Source organism: Streptomyces sp. NPDC001920 (assembly GCF_053594495.1).
Window position 1 is genome coordinate 397,832 of the sequence record NZ_JBSFEP010000001.1, and the last position, 14,121, is coordinate 411,952.

The following is a 14,121-nucleotide window of genomic DNA, read 5'->3' on the forward strand; positions in this document are numbered from 1 at the left end:
CTCTTGATTTCCCGACCCGTCCTCGACGCACTGAACGACATCACGGTTTCCGAGATCCGGGAGCTCGACTTCTCCCGGCTGGTGGGGCTGGTCAACGAGCCGAACATGCCCTCGGGTGGCGGCCGGACGGTCCGCCGGGTGCTGGAACTGACGCGGCCCAGGCCCGGCCGGCGCGTGCTGGAGGTGGGCAGCAACACCGGCTACACCAGCATCGAGATCGCCAGCTGGGTCGACAACCCCGTGGTGGGCCTGGACATCAACCCGGTCTCCAACGAGTTCGCCCGCAAGAAGGCCGCGGCGGCGGGGATCGACAACGTCACCTTCGACCTCGGCGACGGCCGGTTGCTGCCCTACGGCAACGGCGAGTTCGAGTTGGTGTTCTGCAGCAACGTGACGTCCTTCATGGACGACCACCGGCGGGCCGCCGCCGAGTACTACCGCGTGCTGGCCGAGCGGGGCGTCCTCGCGGCGGTCCCGATCTACTACCGCACGACACCACCGGAGGACCTGCGGCGCCGGGTGGAGAAGGCCATCGCCGCGCCGCTGCCGGTGACCTCGCTGGACTACTGGATCGACGTCTTCTCGCACCCCGAGGCGACGCTGATCGTGGAGGAGCCCTACGAGTACGTCCGGCAGTCCGCGGAGCGCATCGAGGCGTACGTGGACTCGGTGTTCCGCCAGCCGCACCTGGAGCAGCAGCCCGAGGAGAAGCGCACGGCCCTGCGCAAGCGGCTCACCTACTTCTACGAGCTGTTCGACGAGAACCTGTCCTACGCGGGCTACTCGATCCTGCTGTTCCGCCGGGCCCACCCGAACCCGGAGCCGGTGCTTCACGAGTCCCGTCGCGTCGTCGGGGCCGGCTCGTGACGCTGCTGGACAGGATGCTCGACGACGACGTCCGGCCCAACCGTCTGCCGGACGTCGCCTGGCTGCGCGAGTACCGGGAGCTGGGGGAGCCCGCGGGCGCCCCTGTGCTGCTGGCCCTCGGCGAGACCTGGGACGACACTCCGCGGGCGCTGCTCGACGCCCTGCGCCACGTCCCCCACGACGTGCACGGCTACCAGATGTCGATGTACGGGCTGCCGTCCCTGCGCCGCCGTATGAAGCGGTACGTGGCCGACTCCCAGCGTCTCGCCGACGACGGGACGTGGGAGCTCGCCGTCACGTGGACGGGCACGCGCAGCGCCATGCGGGACTTCGCGGAGTGGGTGCGGCACCAGGCAGCCGGGGACCGGCCGTCCGCCTTGGCGGTGGCTCCGGCGTGGGATTACGCCGGCTTCCTGGAGCCCCTGGGCTTTTGGCCCCGCTACGTGGAGACGTCGGCCGACGACGGGTTCCTGCCGAGCGTCGCCGGTCTGCGCGAGGCGGCCGCGTCCGCCGACGACCTGGCCCTGGTCGTCATCAACGCCCAGCACAACCCGACCGGCCACAACTGGTCGCAGGACGTCGTGCGGACCCTGGTCGAGATCGCCGTGGAGGCGCGCGCGGCCGTGCTGGTGGACGACGCCTACTTCGGGCTGTGCGCGGACGGCCTCACCGCCACCTCCGCCACCGCCGTCCTCCTGCAGACCCTCGGCGAGGCGGGAGCGTCCCTGCCGTGGCTGAGCGTCCGCTCGTTCGGCAAGCAGTTCCACTGCAACGGTTGGGGCATCGGGTCGGTGCTGGCCGAACCGGGCTTCCTCGACGACTTCGTCAACGAGCTGCGTCCCCGGCACACCTTCAACTACGCGGGCCATCTCCAGTACGCCATGGCCGAGTGGCTGGCGGACGGCGCGGCGGTGGAGAGGTACCTGGCCGCGGAGCGGTCGGGCCTGGAGGAGAAGCGTACGGCCGTGATCCGGGAGTTCGCTCTGCCACCCGGCCGGCCCGGGGTCGTGGCGGGTCCGGCGGCTCCGTACGCGCTGTTCCCCGTACCGCAGTCCTACGCCGACGACGAGCGGGAGTACCTGCACGCGTGTGCTGTCCGGGCCGGGGTCTTCCTGTCCCCGGCCTGGCCGGTGGCACGGGTGACACGGCTGTCGGGCAGCGGGTACGCCCGTATGTATCTCGGCCCGGACCTCACCACCTTGACGGAGGGAGTCGAGCGACTCAGGAAGAACCAGCTCCTGCCGGAAACGTGACCTTGAACGTTGCCGGTGCGCCTCGTCCGCCCGCCCTCTCGCCGCATCGCTCATGACCGCCCGCCGGCGGAGCTCGCGCTCCGCCCCGGCTCACTTCTCGTCAGCCGTGCGCCACGATGATGGAATACGGAAACCCGCCGAGCCGTGCTGATCAGCACCGCGCCCACAACGGGGAGTCTCGACCCGCCACATACACAGCCACCTCACCCGCCCGCACGTAGGCAGATTTCAGCAAGACGCCGCCCAGGGCTCCCCCGGTAGACACCAAAAAGCCTGATAGTTGGATTCCACGGATATCTCGCAAAGGCTGCTGTCCTTTCCGTCACGGAAAGCAGCGGTCCAAGTTCTGTTCGGGAACGAAAGGACCACCTCGGATGGGCCGTCGGCCGGAGTTCAGCCTCACTCAGCTTCTCTACTTCGTGACCATCGCCGAGACCGGAAACATATCCGAGGCCGCCGAGCGCCTCCACGCCTCCCAGTCCGCGGTGTCGGCCGCGATCCAGCGACTGGAGAGACAGCTGGCGAACCAGCTGCTCGTGCGCCACCACGCCAAAGGTGTCAGCCTGACCCCGGTCGGGAAGTTGCTCATCAACGACGCGCGGGCGATCCTCCGGCAGGCTCATGCCCTGAATCACTACAGCAGCAGGCTCCAGGGCGAGTCCGCAGGGTGCCTCGACATCGCATCCTATTACTCGATCACTTCGTTCCTGATGCCGAGAACCCTTTCCCGGGTGGCCGATTCCCACCCCCGACTGACCGTGAACGTCCATGACGTCCACTCGCCGATAGACCTGCTCTTGAACGGCACGTGTGAATTAGCCGTCACATACAGCACCACTTCGTCGGAAAAGACCAGGTTCACCGAACTGATCCGGCCCAAGCTGTATGCGCTCATCGCCGAGAGTCACCCGCTGGCCGATGCGAAGATGATCTCGCTGGCCGATCTGGCAAGCGATCCCATCCTGATGGCGGACATACCCTCTTCGTGCTACTACACATACGTGGAGAGCGCCTTCAGGAAAGCCGAAATACCCATGCCCCAGATCATTTCCGCAACCGGGATGGAGACAATGCGCGCATTGGCGGGGGCCGGTGTCGGATTCGTGTTGACCCATCACAGACCCCAGTCGCTGGACACCCCGGACGGAAGCCGGACCGCCCTGGTGGAGATCACCGACGAACTCCCCCACCTGTCCATAGGCGTGCAGACCTTGCGGGACAGCAAGCCGACCCGGCGTGCGCGTGACTTCGTGGCAGCCCTCCGCACGACCGCCCAGCAGATCTACGTTCCGATCACAGCCGGCTGAGCCGGCCCGCGTCCTGGACGGCACTGGACACGTGCTCCGCGCTGGTGGCTTCACTGTGCGTGCAGCGCCCACTTGCTGCCGTCCACGGGCGTCGCTCCGGGCAGCGCGATGAGTTCGGGTTTGAACAGCGGTGCCGAGTCCATCGCAGGCTCCCAGGTCGCGAGCTTCTCGTCCTGCGGCACCTCGATCCGCCTGCCCTCGGCGAGGTCGGCGACCACCCGCACCAGCAACCGCACGCCGAGGGGGGCCAGGTGGTCGCGCCACAGGCTCTGCGCGGTCGAGCCGGGGGGCACGAACACATGCTCCTGGGCGGCGAGCGGGCCGGCGTCCGTACGTTCGGTGAGGTGGTAGACGCTGCCGCCGGTCACCCTGTCACCGTCGCGGATCGTCCAGCGGATCGCGTCCCGGCCACGGTGCAACGGCAGAAGGCTGGGGTGATAGCCGATGGTGGCGACGGCGGCCCTCGCGCGCGTCCGGCGGCCGATGAAGGCGTGCGAATGCGCGGCGACGATGATGTCCACCCCGTCCGGGATGTGCATCGCGCGGAGCTCGGCCGAGTCCGTCCACTGGATACCCCTGGGGTACGCCCAGGCACGCAGGCGGTCCCAGGACATCGCGTTGCTCTCGTCGGAGTGCCCCTTGCGCAGCCGCGGGGCGGCTGCGCCGATTATCTTGTGGCCTTCGTCCAGCAGGGCATCCGCGACCTCCACCGCGAACCCCCCTTGTCCTGAAATGTAGATGTTCACTCGCGCTCCCGGTGGTCGCTGGTCGGGTAGGTATCTCTTCGGTACGGGCAAAGAGCGCTCGTCCGAGGCGCAGGACCGGCTCGATCGCGGACGACTCGGTCGACCGTGGTGCGTGACCCAGGGCGACGCCCGCGCCGCGTCGCCGCGTTCGCACCGGTCGTCGGCGGGCCCGCCGTCGGCGCGGCGGCCCGCGCCGACGGCGTTCGTCTCGGGTGCGCAGAGGAAGCGGGGCCGTGACCAAGGGCCAAGTGCCTGTCCGGGGTGCGGCCGGGGTCGGACGTCCTGAGCCGATCGAGGATCGAGGACGGCTCAGGGCGTTCCGGCAGACCGCCGTGGCTTCCCCCCGACGCGGGCATCCGGGCCCCGGCGTCCGTCGGCACGACGCCTCCGGTGTGCGGGGGCGGCGACCCGGTGGATGCGCCGGGCCCCCTTGAGGCCGCGTCCCGCCCGTATGGTCGGGTCGCCCGGGTCCGGCATGGCCGGCGCCGGTGTGCTCATGTCACCAGTCCGTGCGCCAGAACCTGCGCGGCCGGAACGGATACGTGGGCAGCGGCACGCGGTGGCTGTCCTCCCCCAGGTGCAGAGAGGCGAAGTCCACGCGCTGGCCGGTCACCCAGGCGGCGGCCAGGTCGGACAGCGCCTGTGCGTCGTTTCCGGACGGCACGATCCCGTTGTCGTTGCGCTGGAGGGAATCCACGTTCGCCTGCGGCGCGGCCGCGGTCTCGGTGGCCAGGCCGCGGGGTGCGTCGTCGGACAGCGCGGTGATCAGCTCCGCACGGCTGCGGACCACGGCGGCCCAGCGGCGGTCCATCACCTTGCGGCCCATGGTGAGACTGAAGCAGACGTCGTCCAGGCGCAGGTCGGGGTTGGCGACGAGCCAGTCCTTGAGCCGCGCGCGCTGACGAGCCAGCGCTTCGTCGTCCAGGGCGGACAGCGTGGCCAGTCGCGGCCTGCCCTCGGCCTCGGGAGCGCGCTCGACGCCGTTCGGCGGCTCCTCCAGCACCAGGTGCGCGTTGTAGCCCCCACCGCCGATGGACGTGATGCCCGCACGGCGGATGCCGGACTCCGTCTCCCAGTCCGCCGCCTCGATCTGCGGCACGAACGGGGTGCTGGGGAAGCCGATGTCCTCGTTGACCTCGGTCAGGTTGATCGTCGCCGGCAGCGTCTTGTGGTACAGGGCCATCGCTGCCTTCATCGCGCCGAAGCCACCCGACACCACACCGCCGTGGCCCACGTTGCCCTTGACACCGCCGATCGAGGTGATGCCGTTGGTCTTGCCGAACGCCATGCTCGCCGCGTGCACCTCCAGTTCGTCGGTCATCGGCAGACCGAGACCGTTGGCCTCGTACATGGAGACGGTGTCCGGGGTGACGCCACCGACCTGCATGGCGTTGGCGATGCACGCGCTCAGCCGTTCGGGCTGTGCCAGACCGTAGGCCACCGCGCTGACGCCGTTGTTGTTGACGGCCGAACCCTTGACCACGGCGTAGATGTGGTCGCGGTCGGTGACGGCCGCGTCCAGAGGCTTGAGCAGCACGGTGACGACGCCGCTGGACAGCACGGTGCCGGTGCCGTTGGCGTCGAACGGACGGCAGTGCCCGTCCTTGGACAGGATGCGGTTCTCCTCCCACAGATGCCCCCGGGGGTGCGGCAGGCGGACCATCGCGCCACCGGCGATCGCCATGTCGGTCTGGCCGAGCAGCAGCGACTGGCAGGCCATGTGCACCGAATAGTGGAAGCCCGCGCAGACGGCCGCGAGGGTGACGGCCTCACCCTTCAGCCCCATGTAGTACAGCGCGTTGGACGTCATGGTGTCCGGCGACCATGCCGCGCCGGCCTCCATCGCCTCCGGGCCGACGGACACCCGGTCCGGCGGGGAACTGTAGAGCGCGGCGGTCTGCGCGTTGTTGGCACCGTAGATGCCCACCTCGCCCTCGACGCGATCCGGGTCGTACCCGCCGTCCTCCAGCGACTCCCACGCGCTCTCCAGGAACAGCCGGTTCTCCGGGGTCATCGCGGCGGCCATCCGGTCGCTGATGCCGAAAACCGACGGATCGAACTTGTCGTAGGTGTCGAGCACGCCGCAGGCCGGGACGTAGAACGGGCTGTGGATCAGGGTCTCGTCGACGTGGATGTCGTCCTTGTCGAGGATCGACACGGACTCCCTGCCGTGTACGAGGTTGTCCCAGAACTCTTCCTTGGTGCGGGCCCCGGGCGCCCGCACGGACATACCGATGACGGCCACGTCACCCGGGTCGTAGCTCTGCTCAGGGCTGTCGGACATGGAAGGCTCCTGCCTTGGGGGGTTCGGTCTTCTTGGCCGCTCGATCGAGGAACTCGGCGTGCGGGGACTCCTTCACCGGCCCGTCCCCTCGGGACCGCTGCTCGGCGTGATGTCCTCCAGTGCCAGGTCGGGCTGGGCCATCGATGCGAAGAGCACCGTGCGGTACAGCGCGAGGAGCTCCGTCACGGTCTCCTTCTCCAGGTAGCGGGGTTTGTACTGGACGTGGCCGAACGCCTCGCCGTCGATGTCGGCCATCGAGATCTCCAGGTCGAACTTGGCGATGTGCCTGCGCACCGCCATCGGTTCGAGCGGCAGTGCGCTGTCGGGGGCGATGGTGTCGCCCCTGCCGTGGAAGAGCTTGGTGGAGCGGGGAAAGGCGTCCGAGGACAGCCAGTTCACCGCGACGTCGAACCAGGGGGGCCGGCCTTCGCACCTGGGCGGTTTCAGGACGGACGCCAGCCGGTCGAGCGGGTAGTTCATGTGCTCGAGAAGGCCGAGGGAGAAAGCGTGGACCTCTCCCAGCAGGTCCCGGAAACTGCGGTCTCCGGCGGGTTTCGCCCGCACCAGAACCGTGTTCAGGTAGTAGCCGATGGCCGACTCCCAGCCGGGCTCGCCGCGTTGGGCGATGGCGGTGGCCAGTACGGAGTCCTTGACGCCGGCCGCGCGGTTGAGCGTGGCGAAGAACCCGGCCAGCACGACGGTGCTGATCGACACACCCTCGCGTACCGCGAACTCCCTGAGCCGACGGGTCTCCTCGGCGCTCCAGCGGAACGTGAGGTCGCGCCCCTCGTAGGTGACACCGGGTGGGCGCTCCGCGGCGGACAGGTCGACGTGGGCGGGCGGGTCGGCCAGCTGCTGCGACCACCAGTCCAGTGCCGCGTCGGCCGCCGGGCCGGCCAGCCACTTGCGCTCCCACTCGACGAAGTCCGTGTACGGGGGGACCGGATCGCTCGCGGCGGGGTCGGCACCCTCGTAGAACTCCTGCAGTTCACGGATCATCACATCGGCCGACGCCGCGTCGGACGCGATGTGGTGCACGAGCACCAGCAGGTAGTGGTCCGCGGGCCCACGGGTCATCAGCACGACCCGCACCAGCGGCCCGTTGTCCATGTCGAGGGGCTGGTGCCCGTACTCGGCCAGTTCCTCACGGGCCTGTTCGTCGTCCAGGTCCGAGCTGTCCACCACGATGAACTCGTACACCGGTTCATCCAGGATGACCTGGTACGGGTGGCCGCCCACCTCGACGAAGACCGTGCGCAGCGCGGGGTGCCGCTCCATCACGGACCGTACGGCGTCGTCGAGCGCCTGGTGGTCGACCGAGGTCCTGATCCGGGCGGCCACCATGAAGTTGTAGGGCACCGCGTCCGGATCGACCTGCTGCATGAACCACAGCGAGGCCTGGCCGTGCGACGCCGGCGCCAGCTCAAACCCGAGACCGTCGGCGCGCAGTTGCTCCGATGCCGGGGCGTCGGTGGGGTCGAGCAGGCCGCGCACGGCCAGTTCCTCCACCAGTTCCTCGGCATCCAGCTCGGACAGGTCGTCGAGGAACGCCGGTGCCGGCTCGGCCCTGGGCGTCGGCTCGGCCACCACCTCGGGAACCGGCGCCGGGGCCGGCTGTGCCGCCACGGCCGGCGTCGTCCCCTCGACGGCCCCGACGACATGGGCGACGACCTCGGAGATCGTCCGGCCGTCCAGGAACACCACCGGCGACACCCGCTGCCCGAACAGCGCCTGCAACCTGTTGACGAGGCGGATCGCCAGCATCGAGTCCAGGCCGAACTCGCGCAGGCCGGCGTTCGAGTCGAACCTGCTCACCGGTACGCCCAGGGCGTCGGCGAGTTCGGCGAGGACGACCTCCGCCACCGGCCTGTCCGCGGCCGGTCGGCTCTCCACCGGCTCGACCTCGGCCTCCGTCACGGTCTCGGCGGCCGGGGCCGCGGCCGCGGCCGGCGCGATGTCGCGGCGCGGCGCGGTGTCCAGCCAGTAGCGGTCCTTCTGCCACTGCACGAGCGGTGTCTCCACGACCTCGACGTCGTCGGCGAACAACGAGTCGAAGGTCAGCGGGATGCCTCTGACGTACAGCGACGCGACGGCCGCCAGCAGGCAGCGGACGTCACTTTCGTCGCGGCGCAAGGAGTTGATCGCGTGCACCTGGGCGCCACGGGTCAGTGCGATCTCCTCGACCGCGCCGCGCAACGTCTCGTGCGGGCCGATCTCGATGAAGGTGCTGACGCCGTCGTCGACCAGCGCACCGATGGTCTCGGCGAACCGAACCTGGTTGCGCAGGTTGTGCACCCAGTAGTCCACGTCGGTGACCGGGTTCACCGTGTCGGCCAGTGCCGTGGAACGGAACTCGATGGTGTTGGTCAGGGGGGTGATGCCGTCGATGCGCTCGCGCAGCGGCTCGATGAGAGGATCCATGCCGGGGCTGTGCACCGGCCGTTCGACCCTGATGTTCCTGGTCGAGATCCCGTCCCGCCGCAGGTCGGCCTCCAGGGCGCGTACGGCTTCCGGCGAGCCGGAGACCGCGGCGCTGGTGGGGCTGTTGACCACGGCGACGGCCGCGTGCTCGGCGTACGGGGCGAGCCGCGGCAGCAGCTCCTGCTCCGGCAGGTCGACCGAGATCATGACGCCGGGCGCCGCTTTCCGTTCGAGCAGGTGCGACCGGGCCACGACGACGCGGGCGGCGTCGTCCAGCGACAGCGTTCCGGCGACACACGCGGCGGCGACCTCGCCCAGGCTGTGCCCGACGACGGCGGTGGGCTCGATGCCGAGGTCGAGCCAGACCTTCGCCAGCGAGACCTGCAGGGCGAACAGGACGGGCTGCTGGAAGTCCATCTCCTCGAACCTGGCCTCGTCGGCCGGGGCGGCGAGCTGGTCGAGCACCGAGCAGCCACCGGCCAGGCGCACGGCGGCGTCGCACGCCTCCATCGAGGCGCGGAACCCGGGGTGCGAGCGCATCAGCTCCCGCCCCATTCCCACCCACTGGGTTCCACCGCCGGAGAAGACCAGCGCCACCCGCCGGTCGACGTTGCCGGAGACCGTGCCCGTGGCGACGTCGGGATGCGACTGACCGGCGGCGACCCGGGCCAGCCCGTCCAGGACGTCCTGACGGTTGCGGGCGAGCAGCGCGAGCCGTCGCCCATGGTGGGTGCGTCTGGTCGCGAGCGTGTAGGCGAGGTCGCAGACCCGCAGGCCCGTGTCGCGTTCGACGTGGTTGGACAACTCACGGCAGGTGTCGGCCAGGGCGGCCGGCGTGTGCGCCGAGACGGGGATGAGATGTACCCGCTCGTCGGCGACGACGTCGCGCCGGATCGGCGTGACATGACGTCCCCGGTCACCCGCGAGGAACGGGTTGGCCGGTACCGGGAGGCCGGCGGTGTACAGGGCGCCGAGCGAGCCGAGCAGGGTCGAGGCTTCGTCGGCGCCGCGCCGGAGCGAGGGCAGGGTGGCCGCCGTGAGGATCTCCGACACCGACTTCAGCAGGACGGGGTGCGGACTGAGTTCGATCACCGCGTCGATGTCGTGGTCCCGCAGGTTCTTCAGGGCGTCGACCACGCGGATCTCCTGGCGCAGGTTGCTCGCCCAGTAGTCCGGTCCGAGCTCCGTGCCCTCGACCGGTTCGCCGGTGACGGTCGAGATCATCGGGATGCGTGCGGAACGGGGCGTGAGACCTTCGAGTTCGGCCCTCAGGGGGGCGAGGACGTGGTCGATCAGGGGCGAGTGCGGTGCGTGGCCCATCCGCACCCGGTGGTTCGTGACGCCCTTGTCGGTCAGCCGCTGCACGAGATCGTCGATCTCCTGCGGTGTGCCGGTGACCAGGGTGGAGTTCAGGCCGTTGTAGCCGGACACCGTGAGCCGTCCGCTCAGGTACTGCTCGACCTCGTCCGCTCCGGTCATGACCACGATGCCGTCGCCGCGTCCGACGGCCAGCTGCTGGAGGAGTCGGCCGTGGTGGGCGGCCAGGTGGGAGGCGTCCTCGAAGTCGAGTGCGCCGGCGATGTGGGAGGCGGCGAACTCACCGACGCTCTGTCCCACGACGACGTCCGGTTCCACCCCCAACGAGCGCCAGGCCTCGGCCAGCGCGACCTGTATGGAGAACAGCAACGGCTGGAAGACGTCCATGTCGTCGATGCGGCCGTCGGGTGCCAGCATCTGGTCGACGAGCGAGAAGCCCAGCAACTCCCGCATCCGTTGGTCGCAGCGCATCATGGACCGGCGGAACACGGGCATGCCGGCGAGCAGTTGCCTGCCCATGCCCACCCATTGCGAACCGTTGCCGGAGAACAGGAAGGCCACCCGCGGCTTGCGCTCGGCCTTCTCGCCGACACTCAGCCCGGCGACCGTCGCACCGCCGGTGAAGGCGTCCAGCAGCGTCCTGAGTTCGGTCATGTCGCGGGCGGTGGCCGCGAGCCGGAAGGTTCCCTCCCCAGGTGTCCGGCTGCAGACGGCGCGCAGGTCGGTCTCGTCGCGCAGCGCCGCGACCCGCTCGGCCAGCGCCTCGCGGGAGTCCGCGGCCAGCAGGAGCAGTGAGGTCTCCGGCCGCGGCAGCTCCTCGACGGCGACATGGCAGATCGCGCCGCCGAAGCCGAACGAGCTGACGCCGCCCCTGCGCGCGTCGGACCGTCGCGGCCACGGCGTCAGCCGGTCCTGGACGGTGAGGTTGTACTCGTCGAACATGATCTGCGGGTTGGGGGCGGTGTAGTGCAGGCTCGGCGGCAGCACGCCGTTGCGCATCGACAGCGCGAGTTTGACCAGGCCGACGATGCCGGCCGCCGCCTCCAGGTGCCCGACGTTGGACTTGACCGAACCGAGCCGCAGCGGCTCCGCGCGGTCACCGCCGAGGACCGCGCCGATGGCGTTGGCCTCGATCGGGTCGCCGAGGGGCGTCGCGGAGCCGTGGCACTCGATGTAGTCCACGAGGTGCGGTGCGATGCCGGCCCGCTGGTACGCGGTACGGAGCATCTTCTCCTGCGCCTGGGGGTTCGGCGCGGTCATGCCGTTGCTCAGTCCGTCGTTGTTGGAGGAGCTGCCCTTGATCAGGCAGTACACCGGTAGGTCACGTTCGAGTGCCACGCTCAGCGGTGCGAGGACGACGACCCCGGCTCCCTCGCCGCGGACGTAGCCGTTGGCGCGGGCGTCGAACGACTTGCAGCGGCCGTCCGGGGCGAGCGCGCCCATCGCGTCCATGGCGGTGTAGTAGTCGGAGACGAAGCTCAGGTTCACGCCACCGGCGATCACCAGATCGCTCTCGCCCAGCCACAGCGACTGGCATCCCACGTGCACCGAGACCAGCGATCCGGCGCAGGCGGCGTCGATGGCCATGCTCGGGCCCTGCAGGCCGAGGATGTAGGAGACGCGGTTGGCGATGATGCCGTCGTGCATGCCGGTGGCGGTGTGCGGAGTGATCTGGCTGTCGGGGCCGCGGTAGTGCGCCAGAGCGGCGTAGTCGCCCCAGCAGGAGGCCATGAAGACGCCGGTGTCGCTGCCGACGAGGCTGTGGGGCGCGATCCCCGCGTCCTCCAGCGCCTCCCAGGACAGCTCCAGGATGAGACGCTGCTGCGGGTCCATCTGGACGGCTTCGCGGGGTGAGATGCCGAAGAACAGCGGGTCGAACTGGTCGATTCCGTCGATGAACCCGCCCCAGCGCACCCTGTCGTTCAGGAGCTCGCGGCGCGCGGGCGGCACCGGTCCGACGGCGTCGCCGCCCTCGACCAGCAGCTGCCAGAACGCGGACGGATCCGGTCCGCCGGGGAACCGGCAGCCGATGCCCACGATCGCGATGGGTTCATGCGATCCCGCGCGGCGGTCGGTGCTCGGGGCGGGCTCGGCCGCACCCGGACCGTCGACAAGCGCACGGGCGAGCTCGTCGACGGTCGGGTACTGCCACATCCACGTGGCCGGGACCTTCCAGCCGACGAACTCGGACAACGACGCGGCAAGAGCCACCGACTTCACCGAGTCCAGTCCGTACCGATGGACCGGTACCCCCCGATGCACCTCGCTCCTGGACACGTCCAGCAGCTCGACAACCCGAGAGAGCAGAAACTCTGTTACAGCATGCAAGTCTGGCGCTACACGCTCTTTCGACATTCCAGCTCCCCTTACGGCGCTTCCCCCGGCCGATCCACCGGGCCGAGGCTCTTCCAGTTCCGCTCGATGTAGTTCAGCGCGCCCTCCCGGCCGGTATCCGAGAAGACGATGTCCCAGCCGGCCGGAAGATCCAGGAAAGGCCGCCAAAGAGCGTGGTGTCCCTGGTGGTTGACGACCACCTGCCAGTCACCTTCATCCGTGTCGAACGGATTGCCCGTCATCACTTCGCTCCGTTCAGCTCGTCGTCGCGTGCCAGTCCGACGTGGTTCGGCCGCAGTCGCACCGGCAGGCTGTGATAGCCGTTCAGCAGGTTCGAGTGGATCCTCAGCGCGTCGCCGGCCTGCTCGACATCCAGGACGAAGTCCCGCAAAGCCATCAGGAGTTCGGCTATCTCGATCTTGGCAAGATAGGAGCCGACGCAGAAATGGGGTCCGTAGCCGAACGAGATGTGTTTGTTGGGTCGGCGTCCCAGGTCGAACACGTCGGGCCGGTCGAAGACCCGTTCGTCATGGTTGGCCGAGATGTGCCACAGGGTGACGATGTCCCCCTTCGCGATACGGACGCCGTGGATCTCGGTGTCCCGTACGGCGCTCCTGCCGAAGTGCATCGAGGGGGACGCCCAGCGCAACACCTCGTCGACGGCCGTGTCGATCGAGCAGTCGCCGTCCTTCAACCGCTGCCACTGCTCCGGGTGCGCGGCGAGCGAGTGCACGCTGTCGATCATGGTCAGCCGGCTGGTCTCGTCGCCACCGATGATCAGGCTGTAGCAGTTGAGCACGACGTCCTCGTCGCTCAGCCCGGCCCCGTCGACCGTGCTGGCGGCCAGCGTGCTGATCAGGTCGTCCCCGGGGGCGCTTCGTCGCTCCTCCACCAGGTCCATGAAGTAGAGCAGGATCTCGTTGCGCGCCATCGCCGACTCCATCTCGTCGACGTCGTCGTCATCGGCGCTCAGCGCGGTCTTCGTCTGCTTCAGCAGGAAGTCGCGGTCGCTCTCGGGGACGCCGAGGAGATTGGAGATGGTGGTCATGGGGATACGGCTGGCGATGTCCAGGGCGAAGTCGCACTCGTCACGCAGGACCGCCTCCCGGACCAGCTGACGGGTGTTCGCCCGCACGGCGTCCGCCACGGGTTGGAGAACACGTGGTCCCAGGGATCGCAGCAGGATCTTGCGCAACTGCTCGTGCCGCGGGCCGTCGGTGACCGCGAGCATCTTGCCCGCCCCCGCGTCGCCACCTTCCAGCAGGGTGACGAGTACGTTTCCGCGCTCCGAGGTGAAGGTCTCGTCGTCGCGGTGGACGGCCATGATGTCCTCATGGCGGGACAGGACCCAGAATCCGCGGCGGTGTTGCGTGGGCGGGTTCCAGTGGACGGGGCGGGTGTCTCTCAGCCCGCGCCAGAACTCGGAAAGATCGTGCTCCGCGAACGTGGCGGGATCGCCCAGGTCGAAGGTGACATCAGCCGCTTCCGTTCCGTCCCTCCGGACGGCCCGGGCCGAGGAGGAGCCGACGCGTTCCGTGCTCACCGGTCCGTCTCCCGGACCCGGTCCGGACAGCGTCCGGAATCCTCAGGCA

At 69.4% G+C, this 14,121-nt stretch carries 8 protein-coding genes; 3 read left to right on the top strand and 5 right to left on the bottom strand.

What is annotated here, in order from left to right; genetic code table 11:
* Positions 1–3: 3 nt before the first annotated feature.
* From ACWCPI_RS01640 to ACWCPI_RS01650, 3 genes are all read left to right on the top strand, one after another.
* Positions 4–867, top strand: coding sequence for a class I SAM-dependent methyltransferase (locus tag ACWCPI_RS01640; RefSeq protein WP_451036191.1), 864 nt, complete (start codon positions 4–6; stop codon positions 865–867).
* A complete protein-coding gene (locus ACWCPI_RS01645; RefSeq protein WP_451036192.1) occupies positions 864–2,120 on the top strand; it encodes a pyridoxal phosphate-dependent aminotransferase in 1,257 nt (418 codons plus the stop codon). The genes ACWCPI_RS01640 and ACWCPI_RS01645 overlap by 4 nt, the downstream gene beginning before the upstream one ends.
* 374 nt (positions 2,121–2,494) lie before the next feature.
* Complete coding sequence (locus ACWCPI_RS01650) at positions 2,495–3,427, top strand: LysR family transcriptional regulator (RefSeq protein ID WP_451036193.1); 933 nt, start codon at positions 2,495–2,497, stop codon at positions 3,425–3,427.
* A gap of 50 nt (positions 3,428–3,477) precedes the next feature.
* On the opposite strand, the gene ACWCPI_RS01655 is transcribed toward ACWCPI_RS01650, so the two are convergent.
* The 5 genes from ACWCPI_RS01655 to ACWCPI_RS01675 form a co-directional block, all read right to left on the bottom strand.
* Positions 3,478–4,173, bottom strand: a complete 696-nt coding sequence (locus ACWCPI_RS01655; RefSeq protein WP_388810463.1) for a formyltransferase family protein — start codon at positions 4,171–4,173, stop codon at positions 3,478–3,480.
* A 499-nt stretch (positions 4,174–4,672) separates the two neighbouring features.
* Positions 4,673–6,457 carry a beta-ketoacyl synthase N-terminal-like domain-containing protein gene (locus ACWCPI_RS01660; RefSeq protein ID WP_451036194.1) on the bottom strand — a complete coding sequence of 595 codons (1,785 nt, stop codon included), beginning with the start codon at positions 6,455–6,457 and terminating at the stop codon, positions 4,673–4,675.
* Between the two features lie 72 nt (positions 6,458–6,529).
* On the bottom strand, positions 6,530–12,550 hold the full coding sequence (locus ACWCPI_RS01665; RefSeq protein WP_451036195.1) for an acyltransferase domain-containing protein: 6,021 nt from the start codon (positions 12,548–12,550) through the stop codon (positions 6,530–6,532).
* 11 nt (positions 12,551–12,561) lie between these two features.
* Entirely contained in the window at positions 12,562–12,771 is a 210-nt protein-coding gene (locus tag ACWCPI_RS01670) for an MbtH family protein (protein ID WP_388810471.1), read from the bottom strand.
* Positions 12,771–14,072, bottom strand: coding sequence for a cytochrome P450 (locus ACWCPI_RS01675; protein WP_451036196.1), 1,302 nt, complete (start codon positions 14,070–14,072; stop codon positions 12,771–12,773). The genes ACWCPI_RS01670 and ACWCPI_RS01675 overlap by 1 nt, the downstream gene beginning before the upstream one ends.
* Between the last annotated feature and the right edge of the window lie 49 nt (positions 14,073–14,121).

Excerpts from the sequence above, each read along its gene's own strand:
- ACWCPI_RS01650 (WP_451036193.1), top strand. The coding sequence starts at position 2,495 with ATGGGCCGTCGGCCGGAGTTCAGCCTCACTCAGCTTCTCTACTTCGTG.
- ACWCPI_RS01660 (WP_451036194.1), bottom strand. The coding sequence starts at position 6,457 with ATGTCCGACAGCCCTGAGCAGAGCTACGACCCGGGTGACGTGGCCGTC.
- ACWCPI_RS01665 (WP_451036195.1), bottom strand. The coding sequence starts at position 12,550 with ATGTCGAAAGAGCGTGTAGCGCCAGACTTGCATGCTGTAACAGAGTTT.
- ACWCPI_RS01670 (WP_388810471.1), bottom strand. The coding sequence starts at position 12,771 with ATGACGGGCAATCCGTTCGACACGGATGAAGGTGACTGGCAGGTGGTC.